Source organism: Oricola indica (assembly GCF_965227485.1).
Taxonomy (GTDB): Bacteria; Pseudomonadota; Alphaproteobacteria; order Rhizobiales; family Rhizobiaceae; genus Oricola; species Oricola indica.
Map to the genome: position 1 here is coordinate 3,956,465 of NZ_OZ245747.1, position 12,583 is coordinate 3,969,047.

Sequence of the window (12,583 nt, forward strand, 5' to 3'; positions counted from 1 at the left end):
ACGCGCATGGGAATTGTCCCGGATCAAGCATCCGCCGGAAGCGACGCCATGACTTGCGCCGCGATCTCGAACGATCTCAGCCGTGCCCGATGGTCGTGAATCTGTCCGGTCAGGATCAGTTCCTCCGGTTCGTAACGTTCAACGAAGCCGAGCAGCGCCTTGCGAACCGTCTCCGGCGAGCCAACGGCCGTGACGGAGAGGGCCTCGTCCACCATCTCGCGCAATTGCACGGTGAGAAGTTCGTCCAGATTGTCGACCGGGCGCGGCAGCGGGCCGGGCATGCCGGTTCGCAACCGCGCAAAGGCCAGCTGCATGGATGTGCGCAGGAATGCCCCTTCTTCGTCCGTCGGCGCCGCGAAGACATTGACCGCAAGCATGAAATGCGGACGGTCGAGATATTGCGACGGCCGGAAAGTCCGGCGGTAGACCTCGACCGCCTGTTCCAGTGCCGCCGGTGCAAAATGCGATGCGAAGGCATAGGGGAGCCCGAGATGCGCGGCGAGTTGCGCCCCGTAAAGGCTCGATCCAAGAATCCAGACCGGTACATGCGTGCCTGCGCCTGGGATGGCGCGAACACGGCCACCGCCGGGCGGTTCGTCCTCGAAATAGCCCATCAGTTCGACGACATCGTTGGGAAAGCCATCCGCCTGATCGAGACCGCGGCGCAAGGCCCGGGCGGTCGCCATATCGGTTCCCGGCGCGCGCCCCAATCCCAGGTCGATGCGATCCGGATAGAGCGTTGCGAGCGTGCCGAACTGCTCGGCTATGACCAACGGCGCATGGTTCGGCAGCATGACGCCACCCGCGCCGACACGGATCGTCTTCGTCCCATTGGCGACATGGCCAATCAGAACGGATGTGGCTGCACTCGCGATTCCGGGCGAATTGTGGTGTTCGGCCAGCCAGAAGCGGTTGTAGCCCCACTCCTCCGCATGCCGCGCGAGATCAAGCGTATTGTCGAGCGCATCGGCGGCGCTATGGCCTTCCGGAATCGGTGAAAGATCGAGGACGGAAATCGGAATCATCATCCGCTCCAATGGTTCAAACGGCGAGCCGTTCCACACGGCCCAGTGTTTCGAGACGCCGCCAGATCTGTTCGGTGAGCGAACGATCGACGGGCAAGGCGAATTCTTCGGTCATAACGTCGTGCAGGTCGTCGAGTGAACCGACAGCGCGCTTCGCCACGCCTTCGCGGTTCTCGATACGCAACGCCGTGTTCAACAGGCTGACGCGGCCATCCGGGCGGTGGCGGCTGAGCATGAGGTTGGATGGAAACGGGGCCTTCTCCCATCGCGCGGTAACGAAATTCGCCGCCTCGATATCCGCATCGCGCACCGAGGCGCGGTCAAAACCGTAGAGCGAAAACCAGCCTTCCGGCGTCAGGCGCTCCAGAACCAGTTCACCCGCGTCTTCGTCCTCGCGCAACCGGTAGTCGCCGGACGGGGCAGACTGGGTCTCGAGGGTACCGGTTCGCAGCGGAACGGATGCTCCGGCCCCGCCAAATCCGGTATCGGCCAGCCATTCCTCGCCATCGATGCTGACAAGCCAGGCAAGATGACTGCGATTGGCGCCCTGCGCCGCGCCGTTCCTCACGCGCGCCATGACACGCCGCGCAACGAATCCGACATCGCCAAGCGCCGCGCCGAAAAGCGTGTTCACCTCGAAACAATACCCGCCCCGCCGGTGTTCGACGACTTTTTCGAAAATGCCCGATATCAATACATCGGGGACGATGCCGAGCAACGGATCGATATTCTCGAACGTGACGGCATTCATCTGCGCCGATTGCAGCACGCGAAGCCCCTTCGCGTCGGGCGCCGGTTTCTCGATGCCAAGTCGCCGGTAGTAGTTGTCGAAATCCATGGAACACCCGAATACGCTTCGAAACCGCTATTTGGAGATTTATGACCGGCGTTGCAATTGTCAGGAGAGGCTAATCCAATCCGTAGCCGGGTGTTTAAATCGATTGTCCTGACGCCTATCTAACGCGTTCCCTCCATAGACCGGCCGAGCTCTTCATGGCGCCTCTTATTTCCATAGACCGACTCACCAAGACCTATGACGGCGGCTTCCAGGCGCTCAAGGGTGTCTCGATGACCATCGAAAAGGGCGAAATCATAGCCCTGCTCGGGCCGAACGGCGCCGGCAAGACGACCATGATCTCAATCATCTGCGGCATTGCCCGCGCGACCTCGGGCACAGTGACGGTCGATGGAGACGATACCGTCAAAGACTATCGCAAGACCCGAGCGCGCATCGGGCTTGTGCCGCAGGAACTGACGACCGACCAGTTCGAGACGGTCCATGCCACCGTCACCTATTCGCGCGGTCTCTTCGGCAAGCGGCCCAAACCCGAGCACATCGAATGGGTGCTGAAGGAACTGTCGCTCTGGGAAAAGCGCGACGAGAAGGTCGGTACCCTGTCCGGCGGAATGAAACGCCGCCTGCTGATCGCCAAGGCCCTGTCTCACGAACCCGACATCCTGTTTCTCGACGAACCCTCCGCCGGTGTCGATGTCAGCCTTCGCAAGGACATGTGGAACACGGTCCGCAAGCTGCGCGAAAGTGGCGTCACCATCATCCTGACGACCCACTACATCGAGGAGGCCGAGGAAATGGCCGACCGCATCGCGGTGATCCGCAATGGCGAGATCATCGTGGTCGAGGACAAGGCCGAATTGATGCGCAAGCTCGGCCAGAAGGACATAACGCTGACCTTGGCGAAACCGATCGACGCGATCCCCGAAAGCGTCTCGGACTACAATCTCGCGCTTTCCGAGGACGGACGCCAGCTGACCTACTCCTTCATGACTACCAGCGAACGCACTGGCATAACCCGCCTGCTGACGACGCTGGCGGATGAAGGCATCCGCTTCTCCGACGTCGATACACGCAAGAGTTCGCTCGAAGACATCTTCGTCTCTCTGGTGGAGGAAAACGCATGAACCTGCTCGCTGTCTGGGCCATCTATCGATACGAAATGGCGCGCTGGTTCCGCACGCTCTTCCAGAGCGTCGTCTCTCCGGTCGTGTCGACATCCCTCTACTTCGTCGTCTTCGGCGCCGCCATCGGGTCCCGCATCACGGAGGTGGAAGGCGTTTCCTATGGCGCGTTCCTCGTTCCCGGCGTCATCATGCTGAACCTGTTGACCCAGAGCGTGACGAATGCCGCGTTCGGGATCTATTTTCCGAAGTTCGTCGGCACGATCTACGAGATATTGTCGGCGCCCATCTCCTATTTCGAGATCGTGCTGGGTTATGTCGGCGCGGCGGCGACCAAGGCGACGATCCTCGGCCTTATCATTCTCGCCACGGCCAGCCTGTTCGTAGACCTGCATATCGCCCACCCCTTCGCGATGGCGGCCTTCCTGCTGCTCACCGCGATCACCTTCTCGCTGCTCGGCTTCATCATCGGCATATGGGCGGACAGTTTCGAGAAACTGCAGATCGTACCGCTTCTCGTCATCACGCCGCTGGTCTTCCTCGGCGGCAGCTTCTACTCGATTTCGATGCTGCCGGAGTTCTGGCAGAAGGTGACGCTGTTCAATCCGGTGCTCTACCTGATCAGCGGTTTCCGGTGGAGTTTCTACGAGATTTCCGATGTATCCGTCGGCATCAGCCTTGCGATGATCGGCCTCTTCCTTGTCATATGCATGTCGGCCGTCTGGTGGATCTTCCGGACAGGTTATCGGCTGAAAAGCTGAACGGAGACGGCCCCGCAAGAAAAGGCGCACATGAAACTCGTGGTCCTCACCGGTGCAGGCATATCCGCTGAGAGCGGGGTGTCCACCTTCCGCGATCCGGACGGCGTCTGGATGAAAATGGATCCGATGAAACTGGCGACGCCGGAGGCATTCGCCGCCGATCCGGCGCTGGTGCACGGTTTCTACAATGCCCGCAGGACCCAGTTGCGCGAGGTCGAACCGAATGACGCGCATCGGGCGCTGGCGCAACTGGAACGGAAGCTGGGCAACGATTTCATGCTGGTGACGCAGAATGTCGACGACCTGCATGAACGCGGCGGATCCCGCGATGTCGTGCATATGCACGGACAGCTTCGACAGGCATGGTGCCGCAGCTGCGACACGAGAATGGGCTGGGATGAAGACCTGTCGACCGGGACCGAGTGCCCGCATTGCGGTTCGGCCGGTCGCATGCGCCCGGACATCGTCTGGTTCGGCGAAATGCCCTACCGGATGGACGAGATCCTCGGTGCGCTCGACACGTGCGACATGTTCGTCGCCATAGGGACGAGCGGCGCGGTATACCCCGCCGCGGGCTTCGTCGAGATCGCTGCCAATGCCGGCGCCGAAACGCTGGAGCTCAATCTGCAACCCTCCGAAGGCACCCGTCTCTTCGACGACTTCCGCCACGGACCGGCAACCGGGATCGTGCCGGCTTTCGTGGACGAACTCCTTGCCAGGTGAACGGGATCGGGACTGACACGACGAACCCGTCGGTCGCGGTTGCCACGGCCATCGTGCTGCTCAGGGGTAAAACCGGGTTCGGGTCCACGGTGCGGTTTCCGTTTCGCGTCGGAAAATCACCCGGTCATGCAGCCGAAACGCGCCGTCCTTCCAGAATTCGATATAGACGGGCGCGATGCGAAAGCCCGACCAGTGGGGCGGGCGCGGAATCTCGCCGACGGCGTATTTGGCCGTGAATTTCGCGACTTCCTTTTCGAGTGCGAAGCGGCTTTCGAGCGGACGGGACTGCTTCGACGCCCATGCTCCGATGCGACTGCCACGCGCACGCGACGCGAAATAGGCGTCCGCCTCGGCATCGTCGACGACCGTGACGGCCCCGCGCAGCCGCACCTGGCGGCGCAGCGACTTCCAGTGAAAACACATCGCCGCCTTCTTCGTGGCGAGGATTTCCTCGCCCTTCTGGCTTTCGAAGTTGGTGTAGAAGACGAAACCGTCCTCGTCATAGTCCTTCAAAAGGACCATGCGCACATTCGGCAAGCCGTCGGAATCGACGGTTGCAAGCGATGTCGCATTGGGGTCGTTGATTTCGGATTTCTTCGCTTCTTCCAGCCAGTCGCCAAACAGGGCGAACGGGTCCTCGCGGGTGGTGAAGTCAGGATTTGTTAACTCTACGGGCGCCATAATCTCTCCCGGAACATGCGGCATTTACCGCAGATGAGTGATTGATTGATGCGTCATGTGTTGCACACAAACGGAGCTTTCGCGCAAGCGCTTGACGCCCGTATTGTATCCGGTGCCCGGTTTCTGGCGATGGGTTTGACCGCCTTGGCGCTGACCGGCTGCAGCATGACCGGCAAGGGACTGGACGAAGCCACCGTTGGCGCGATCGCCATCGTTGACGATTCGGTTGCCGTTACAGCCGATCCCTTCAAGAAAGCCACCGACCTGGAAGGCGTGGAACGCGACAGGCTGCTGGACGAAGACACGATCCGGAACGCGGTGACGTCGGCGGATCTGAAAACCCGCGACGGCGGGCCTTTGGCCTGGGCCAACCAGTCGACCGGTTCCAAGGGCGAAATCACCGACATTCGGCAGCGCAAGGTCGCCGGCCAGACCTGCCGCAGCTTCAACGCGACGCGGCAATCCTATGACGGCGTGACGCTCTATGAGGGTGACCTTTGCCTCGATCGCCGCACCGGCTGGTGGACGCGGATTCTCGCCCCGGCGGGATCGCGTGGCGATGTCTGATCCGTCGCGATTTCCAGGCAAACATCTGGAATTTCCCATATTTAATCGCCATATGCTGCACAACTACAGTTGAAACAGCGCAAGAGTGCCATGAGAGACCCGTATGCTGTGCTCGGCGTCGCAAAGACGGCCAGCGCATCCGAAATAAAATCTGCGTACCGCAAGCTCGCCAAGAAGTATCACCCGGACGCAAACAAGGACGATCCGAAAGCGCAGGAGCGCTTCACGGAGGCTTCGCGCGCCTATGAGATTCTCGGCGACGAAGCCAAACGCAAGCAGTTCGACCGCGGCGAGATAGACGCCGAGGGCCGCGAGACCTTCCAGGGTTTCGGCGGCGGCAACCCCTATACAGCCTATGACGGCTTCGATGCGCGCGGCGGACCCGGCGGGTTCGAGTTCCGTTCCGGCGGCCAAGGCCCGACAGAAGACATTCTGAGCGAATTGTTCGGATCCGCCTTTGGTGGTGGCGCACGGCAGTCCGGCCCGTTTTCGGGTTTCGGAAGGACCGGTGGCGCCGGTGCACGCCAGACGAAAGCGCAGCCGCCCAAGGGCAAGGATATCGAAGCCGACCTCGCCGTGACGCCCGCCGATCTTATGGGCGAACGAAAGGCACGACTGACCCTGCCTGACGGACGGACGGTCGCCGTTTCCATTCCGCAAGGTGCGACCGACGGCCAGGTCATCCGCCTGAAAGGCCAGGGATTGGCCGGACCGGCAGGACATCGCGGCGACGTTCTCGCGAAGATTCGCCTCAAGCAGGCCGATGGCGCGCGGGTCGAAGGCGCCAATATCATCATGGATGTCGAGGTGCCGCTGGAAACCGCAATCGTCGGCGGCAAGGTTCCGCTGACCATGCCCGACGGCAAGAAAATCGCCCTGACCGTCCCGGCCTGGTCCTCCTCCGGGCAGACGCTGCGCCTCAAGGGCAAAGGGCTCCCGCGCGCGAAATCCGGCCATGGCGACCTGCTCGCAGTGCTGCAAATCCAGCTCCCGGATGAAAAACGCGAGGCGCTGGAGGCGCTTTTCCGCAAGACCGAGGTATGACGCCCGCCTTGTGGGTCCAATGCCTTCTAGCTTGATGGACCGAATGTGCTGTGCGATATGCTCGCCCGAGAAAGACAATATCTTTATCTTTTCGGGATGACAGCCATGACCACAGGTTCGGGCCTCATGAAGGGCAAGCGGGGCCTTATCATCGGCCTCGCAAACAACAAGTCGATCGCCTGGGGCATTGCGAAATCCTGCGCGGACCAGGGTGCCGAACTGGCGTTCACCTATCAGGGCGATGCACTGCGGAAACGCGTCGAGCCGCTGGCCGGTGAACTGAACGCAATCGTCTGCGGTCACTGCGACGTGACCGAACCGGATACGATCGAGGCGGTGTTCTCGCATCTCGAAAAGACCTGGGGTCGGCTCGATTTCGTCGTTCATGCGGTCGCGTTCTCCGACAAGGACGAATTGACGGGACGCTATGTCGATACGACGCGCGAAAACTTCGCGCGCACGATGGACATCTCCGTCTATTCGCTGACCGCCGTCGCGAAACGCGCCGAACCGCTGATGACCAATGGCGGCTCCATCCTGACGCTGACCTATTACGGTGCCGAAAAGGTGATGCCGCATTACAACGTGATGGGCGTCGCGAAGGCCGGGCTCGAGGCGAGCGTGCGCTATCTCGCTGCGGATCTCGGACCGTCCGGCATCCGCGTCAACGCCCTGTCGGCCGGGCCGATCAAGACGCTCGCGGCATCGGGGATCGGCGACTTCCGCTATATCCTTAGGTGGAACGAGTACAACTCGCCCATGCGCAAGACGGTGACGACCGACGAGGTGGGCGATTCCGCGCTCTATCTCCTGAGCGACCTGTCACGCGCCGTGACGGGCGAAGTGCATCATGTCGATTCGGGCTACCATGTCGTCGGCATGAAGGCGGTCGACGCGCCGGATATCACCAAGGACTGACCGGCACAGTTTCACGGGGCAATTTCGCGATGACAGGCACGACGCTGCCGAGATTCTACATGATCCGGCACGGCGAGACCGAATGGAATCGGGAACGCCGATACCAGGGCAAGGCGGATATACCGCTCAATGACACCGGACGGGGTCAGGCGGCGGGAAACGGCAGATACCTCGCCTCGCTTCCGATCGACTGGAAAGACTGGAGTTTCGTCGCAAGCCCGCTTTCGCGCGCGGTGGAGACGACACGGATCATCCGCACCGAACTCGGACTTGATCCCGACGAATTCCGCACCGATGAGCGATTGATGGAGGTGAGTTTCGGAGAATGGGAGCGCAAGCTCCATTCCGAACTGCTGCAGGAATATCCTGAAGCGATGGCGGCCCGCGATCGCAGCAAATGGGATCATGTTCCGCCCGGCGGCGAGAGCTATGCGCAGGCCGTGAACCGCGTCCGCGACTTTTTCGATGGGTTGGACACGCAGACCGTGATCGTCTGTCACGGCGGCATCATTCGCGCGACCCGATATCTTGTCGAGGGTCCCGGCGATGGCACTCTCGCCGATGGCCACGTCCCGCAGGACCGGGTCTACCGGTACGACGGACAGGACGGCGTCTGGGTCGGGCTGGACTGAAGCGCCTCGGGTCTCGAGCGGCCAAAACCTGTTCCCATACGTACAGGGAGTTTCCCGCCTCGACAGGACGCGGCTTCTCATTTCGCGAATGCTGCTCTAGAAGGTCGTCACGAACGGAATTTCCTCATGTCGCATAACACTTTCGGCCATCTTTTCCGCGTCACCACCTGGGGCGAAAGCCACGGTATCGCGCTGGGCTGCGTGATCGACGGTTGCCCGCCCGGCATCGCGTTCACAGAGGCCGAAGTCCAAGCGTATCTCGACAAACGCAAACCGGGCCAATCGAAATTTACGACACAGCGCCGGGAAGCCGATGCGGTCCGGGTTCTTTCGGGGGTCATGCCGCAGGAAGACGGCGAGACGCTTGTCACCACGGGTACGCCCGTCTGCATGATGATCGAGAACACCGACCAGCGATCGAAGGATTATTCCGACATCGCCCAGCGCTACCGGCCGGGTCATGCGGACTTCACCTACGACAAGAAATACGGCATCCGCGATTATCGCGGCGGAGGCAGGTCTTCGGCGCGCGAAACCGCCGCGCGCGTGGCCGCCGGCGCATTGGCGCGAAAGATCGTGCCTGGGCTTTCGGTGCGCGCGGCGCTGGTCTCTATGGGTACAAAGGAAATCGACCGCGCGAAATGGGATTGGGAAGAGGTGGATCGCAATCCGTTCTTCACGCCCGATGCGGATGCGGCAGAGGCTTTCGCGGACTATCTCGGCGAAATCCGGAAGACCGGCTCTTCCGTCGGCGCGGTGGTCGAAGTCGTGGCCGAGGGTGTCCCGGCGGGGCTCGGCGCGCCGATCTACGCCAAGCTCGATCAGGATATCGCTTCCGGGCTGATGTCGATCAATGCGGTCAAGGGCGTCGAGATCGGCAACGGGTTCGAAGCCGGGCGCATCCGCGGCGAGGACAATGCCGACGAAATCCGTATCGACGAATATGGCAACCCGGCCTTTCTCTCCAACAATGCCGGCGGCATCCTTGGAGGCATTTCAACCGGACAGCCCGTCGTCGCACGTTTCGCCGTCAAACCCACCTCCTCCATCCTGACGCCGACCCGGTCCATCACGGCCGACGGCGAGGAGACCGAGGTCGTGACAAAAGGACGCCACGATCCGTGCGTCGGCATTCGCGCGGTACCGATCGGAGAGGCAATGGTTGCCTGCGCCATCGCCGATCATTATCTGCGGCACAGGGGCCAGACCGGCCGTATTTGAGGATTTCAATGGCATACGATCAGGCAAGGGTCATCGAGGCGCTGCGCGCTTTCGAGCGTGGTGAAATCGTCGTCGTCATGGACGATGACGGACGCGAGAACGAGGGCGACCTGATCGTTGCCGCGGTTCACACGACGCCGGAGAAGATGGCCTTCATCGTTCGGCACACGTCAGGCATCGTCTGCGCGCCAATGACCCGCGAGGACGCCAAGCGACTCAATCTAGCGCCGATGGTGGCCGAGAACGACGCGCCGCACGCCACCGCGTTCACCGTGACCGTCGATTACAAGCACGGCACCACGACAGGAATTTCCGCCGACGACCGCACCATGACCGTGCGCAACCTCGCCAATCCGAATGCCGGCGCTCCGGATTTCGTGCGTCCAGGCCATATCTTCCCGCTCGTGGCGCGGGAGGGCGGTGTCCTGATGCGGTCGGGTCATACCGAGGCCGCCGTCGATCTCTGCAAGCTTGCCGGTTTGCCCCAGGTCGGAGTGATCTGCGAACTGGTCAATGACGACGGTACCGTGATGCGCGGACCGCAGGTGACCGCCTTCGCACAGGAACACGGTCTCAAGCAGATCAATGTCGCGGACCTGATCAATTACCGCCAGCGCAAGGAAACGCTGATCGAACTGGTCGAGACATTCGACCTCGAGACCACGGTCGGGCCAGCGAAGGCGTATTCCTACACGCTTCCCTGGGATCCGATGCATCATCTCGCCGTCGTCTATGGCGACATTCGCGACGGTGTGGACATACCGGTGCGGCTGCATCTGGAATCGGTCGTCGACGATGTCTTCGGCAAGGAAAAGATGGTCTCGGCCGTGATGCAACGAATGGCCGACGAGGGACGCGGCGTTGTGGTCTATCTTCGAGAGGGTTCCGTCGGCGTCGGCAAGTCAGCGGGTCGCCGCTTGCCGGAGGAGCATATGGAGGCGCAGGATCGGGAAGCCGAGTGGCGGGAAATCGGTCTCGGCGCGCAGATCCTGAAAGATCTCGGGATAGGCTCGATCAAACTCTACTCCACCAGGGAGCGACACTATGTGGGGCTCGAAGGCTTCGGAATCCGGATATCGTCTACTGAAATTCTGTAACGGCGCGGCTCTTGCCGTTTTCCTGACGCTCGGCGCGCCTTCGGGCGCACACGCGGTCGAGTTGTTCGAGCTCGATCTTCCCGCACCGGTCACCGCGATCCGGAAATCCGCCGACGGCGCTTACATCGCACTTGGACAGGAAACCTTCCGCCTTGTGAGCTGCGACCGGCCCGAAGGCGTTTGCCTGTCAACGGCAGCGCCCGAAGCCAGGCGGCCGAAACCGGCAGGCGCCCTTCCCGACGGCGGCATGGACGTGGCACAGGACGGCGATATCCGCAGGGCATGGTATGGAGCACCGACCAACCGTTATGCCCATGGTGTTCTCGGCGACACGACCGAAGGCGGCGCCCTGATCGCAATCGACGAAAGCGGCCGGGAAATCAGGTTCGACCTGCCGGAGAGCCAGGTCTTCGAGGACCTGACGCCACGCATCCATGACCTCGACGGTGACGGTTCGAACGAGGTCGTCACGATACGCTCTTCGAAAACCGGCGGGTCGGCGGTCGCTATCTACGGGCTGCGCGACGGCCAACTCGTCGAACTCGGCGCAAGCAGCGAGAATGGACGTCCAAATCGCTGGCTCAATATCGCCGGCATCGTTCCCGACGGATCCGGCGCGGCCACGATCTATGCCGTGCGCACACCGCATATCGGCGGACGATTGTTCTCGCTCTCCTATGCGAATGACACGATCACCGAGAAAAACGATATCGCCGGCGACGTCTCGAACCACGTCATCGGCTCGCGCGATCTCGGCCTGTCCGCGGTCTCGGACTTCGACGGCGACGGAAATCCCGATCTCGTCCTTCCGTCCCAGGACCGCATGCGCCTGCGCTTTCCGCTGTCGAATCTGCCGGACATCGCCCTGCCCGGCCCGATCGACAGGTCCATCGCAGTCGTCGGAGGACGGATTGTCACCGTCACGCAGGATGACCGTCTGCTGGTGGTCGCCCCCTGACCGGCTTGTGACATCGGTCACATCGCATTGTCCCTCGGCGCCTAGTGTTGGCCGCAGTCACAAACCGAAGGGGCAATCGCCATGTGGGACTTTTCCATCGCAAAAACCTTGTCGATTCTCGGCCGCACGATGCCGTTCATCCTGCTCAGGATGGCGGTCTATTTCGGCATCACCTTCGCCTATATCATCGCGACCGGGGCGGGAGCCGGTGTCGGATACGGTATCGGGCAGATCGGCAGCGAACCGGGATCCTTCGCGGTCTGGGGCGGGATCGCCGGTTTCGGTATCGTCTCCGCAATCGTCTACTGGATCCGCGAATACATTCTCTACATGGTCAAGGCCGGCCACATCGCGGTCATGGTCGAACTGATTGAAGGCGAACCGCTGCCGGAAGGGCAGATCGCACACGCGCAGGAAACGGTGAAGGAACGGTTCGGCGAAGCCAATATCCTGTTTGCGCTCGACCAGCTCATCAAGGGCGTGATTCGCGCGATCACCGGCCTGCTCGGCGGCGTCGCGGCCTTCCTGCCGATCCCGGGACTGAACGCCCTTGTCGGTTTCATCAACGGCATCATCCGAATGTCGCTGACCTATGTCGACGAGGTGATCCTCGGCTACAATATCCGCATCGGCAGCACCAATCCGTGGGAGACATCGCGGCACGCGCTGGTGCTCTACGCGCAGAACGGCACGCACATGATCAAGAATGCCGTGTGGCTGACCGCGATCATGTGGCTCTTCTCGCTCTTCGTCTTCCTGATCATGCTCGTTCCCGCCGGATTGCTGGTCTATCTCGTCCCCGGTTCGGCAACCGGCTACGGATTCGTCTTCGCGATCCTTCTCGCCTGGTCTTTCAAGGCCGCGATCATGGAACCCTTCGCCATCGCCGCACTGCTGCAAGTCTACTTCAAGCGCATCGAGGGACAGGTTCCGGATCCGGAATGGGACCGCAAGCTGGCCGGCGCATCGGGCAAGTTCCGCGACCTCACGGAAAAGGCGAAGGAAGCGTTCGGCGGCCGTCCTGTCGCCCAATAACAAC

General features: G+C 61.7%; 14 protein-coding genes. 11 read left to right on the top strand and 3 right to left on the bottom strand.

Annotated features, from left to right (window positions below):
- Nucleotides 1-23 precede the first annotated feature (23 nt).
- Nucleotides 24-1,025, bottom strand: coding sequence for an LLM class flavin-dependent oxidoreductase (locus ACQK2M_RS19700; RefSeq protein ID WP_425419194.1), 1,002 nt, complete (start codon nucleotides 1,023-1,025; stop codon nucleotides 24-26).
- A gap of 16 nt (nucleotides 1,026-1,041) precedes the next feature.
- On the bottom strand, nucleotides 1,042-1,863 hold the full coding sequence (locus ACQK2M_RS19705; RefSeq protein WP_425419195.1) for an arylamine N-acetyltransferase family protein: 822 nt from the start codon (nucleotides 1,861-1,863) through the stop codon (nucleotides 1,042-1,044).
- Between the two features lie 155 nt (nucleotides 1,864-2,018).
- Between ACQK2M_RS19705 and ACQK2M_RS19710 the strand changes: the two genes are divergently transcribed.
- Genes ACQK2M_RS19710 through ACQK2M_RS19720 form a run of 3 tightly spaced genes read left to right on the top strand, consistent with a single transcriptional unit; the run spans nucleotide 2,019 to nucleotide 4,426 of the window.
- Nucleotides 2,019-2,945 (top strand): ABC transporter ATP-binding protein, encoded by a 927-nt coding sequence (locus ACQK2M_RS19710; protein ID WP_425419196.1) that lies wholly within the window; start codon nucleotides 2,019-2,021, stop codon nucleotides 2,943-2,945.
- Nucleotides 2,942-3,703, top strand: a complete 762-nt coding sequence (locus tag ACQK2M_RS19715) for an ABC transporter permease (RefSeq protein WP_425419197.1) — start codon at nucleotides 2,942-2,944, stop codon at nucleotides 3,701-3,703. The genes ACQK2M_RS19710 and ACQK2M_RS19715 overlap by 4 nt, the downstream gene beginning before the upstream one ends.
- 30 nt (nucleotides 3,704-3,733) lie before the next feature.
- A complete protein-coding gene (locus tag ACQK2M_RS19720) occupies nucleotides 3,734-4,426 on the top strand; it encodes an NAD-dependent deacylase (protein WP_425419198.1) in 693 nt (230 codons plus the stop codon).
- A gap of 60 nt (nucleotides 4,427-4,486) precedes the next feature.
- Here the strand turns inward: ACQK2M_RS19720 and pdxH are convergent, their stop codons facing one another.
- On the bottom strand, nucleotides 4,487-5,107 hold the full coding sequence (gene pdxH, locus ACQK2M_RS19725) for a pyridoxamine 5'-phosphate oxidase (protein ID WP_425419199.1): 621 nt from the start codon (nucleotides 5,105-5,107) through the stop codon (nucleotides 4,487-4,489).
- A 129-nt stretch (nucleotides 5,108-5,236) separates the two neighbouring features.
- Between pdxH and ACQK2M_RS19730 the strand changes: the two genes are divergently transcribed.
- The 8 genes from ACQK2M_RS19730 (at nucleotide 5,237) to ACQK2M_RS19765 (ending at nucleotide 12,579) form a co-directional block, all read left to right on the top strand.
- Complete coding sequence (locus ACQK2M_RS19730; protein ID WP_425419200.1) at nucleotides 5,237-5,674, top strand: RT0821/Lpp0805 family surface protein; 438 nt, start codon at nucleotides 5,237-5,239, stop codon at nucleotides 5,672-5,674.
- Nucleotides 5,675-5,764: 90 nt separating this feature from the next.
- Complete coding sequence (locus ACQK2M_RS19735) at nucleotides 5,765-6,718, top strand: DnaJ C-terminal domain-containing protein (RefSeq protein ID WP_425419201.1); 954 nt, start codon at nucleotides 5,765-5,767, stop codon at nucleotides 6,716-6,718.
- Between the two features lie 105 nt (nucleotides 6,719-6,823).
- Nucleotides 6,824-7,636, top strand: coding sequence for an enoyl-ACP reductase FabI (fabI, locus tag ACQK2M_RS19740; protein WP_425419202.1), 813 nt, complete (start codon nucleotides 6,824-6,826; stop codon nucleotides 7,634-7,636).
- Between the two features lie 29 nt (nucleotides 7,637-7,665).
- Nucleotides 7,666-8,268 carry a histidine phosphatase family protein gene (locus tag ACQK2M_RS19745; RefSeq protein ID WP_425419203.1) on the top strand — a complete coding sequence of 201 codons (603 nt, stop codon included), beginning with the start codon at nucleotides 7,666-7,668 and terminating at the stop codon, nucleotides 8,266-8,268.
- Nucleotides 8,269-8,394: 126 nt separating this feature from the next.
- Nucleotides 8,395-9,489, top strand: coding sequence for a chorismate synthase (gene aroC / locus ACQK2M_RS19750; RefSeq protein WP_223478422.1), 1,095 nt, complete (start codon nucleotides 8,395-8,397; stop codon nucleotides 9,487-9,489).
- An 8-nt stretch (nucleotides 9,490-9,497) separates the two neighbouring features.
- On the top strand, nucleotides 9,498-10,586 hold the full coding sequence (gene ribB / locus ACQK2M_RS19755) for a 3,4-dihydroxy-2-butanone-4-phosphate synthase (RefSeq protein ID WP_223478423.1): 1,089 nt from the start codon (nucleotides 9,498-9,500) through the stop codon (nucleotides 10,584-10,586).
- Nucleotides 10,534-11,544, top strand: a complete 1,011-nt coding sequence (locus tag ACQK2M_RS19760; protein WP_425419204.1) for a hypothetical protein — start codon at nucleotides 10,534-10,536, stop codon at nucleotides 11,542-11,544. The genes ribB and ACQK2M_RS19760 overlap by 53 nt, the downstream gene beginning before the upstream one ends.
- 81 nt (nucleotides 11,545-11,625) lie before the next feature.
- Nucleotides 11,626-12,579 carry a hypothetical protein gene (locus ACQK2M_RS19765; RefSeq protein ID WP_425419205.1) on the top strand — a complete coding sequence of 318 codons (954 nt, stop codon included), beginning with the start codon at nucleotides 11,626-11,628 and terminating at the stop codon, nucleotides 12,577-12,579.
- Nucleotides 12,580-12,583 lie beyond the last annotated feature (4 nt).